Annotated in this window: 1 protein-coding gene; it reads right to left on the bottom strand. The window is 80.9% G+C overall.

The window, feature by feature from the left end; all coding sequences use genetic code 11:
- The coding region (locus M3677_RS17815) for a tyrosine-type recombinase/integrase (protein WP_251161248.1) at positions 1–382 on the bottom strand (382 nt) is incomplete at both ends.

Raw genomic sequence — 382 nt, 5'->3', positions numbered from 1 at the left:
CGCTGCGCTGCTTGCGACCCTTGCCCAGCACCCGCAGCAGCCGGCGGCCGTGGTCGACGTCGTCGAGGTCGAGCCCGACGAGCTCGCCCACCCGGATGCCGCTGGCGTAGAGCAGGTCGACCACGAGGGCGTCGCGCAGCGCGAGCGCGGCCGCCTCCGGCGCGGCGTCGGCGGCGACCGGCCTGGGGGCCTCGGCGACCGCCCGGGCCTGCTCGGCGGTGAGGACGTCGGGCAGGGTGCGGTGCGCCCGCGGGCTGGCCAGGCGCAGGCCGACGTCCTCGCCGGTGAGGCCGGTGCGCCGCAGGTGGGCGGTGAAGCCCCGGGCCGAGGCGGCCCGGCGGGCCGTGGTCGACCGGCCGTCGCCCCGCGTGCGCCCCAGGGC

Source organism: Curtobacterium sp. P97, from assembly GCF_023712445.1.
Classification (GTDB): Bacteria; Actinomycetota; Actinomycetes; order Actinomycetales; family Microbacteriaceae; genus Curtobacterium.
Note: the sequence above shows the minus strand (reverse complement) of the source record. Positions and strands in the feature narration are given on the sequence as shown.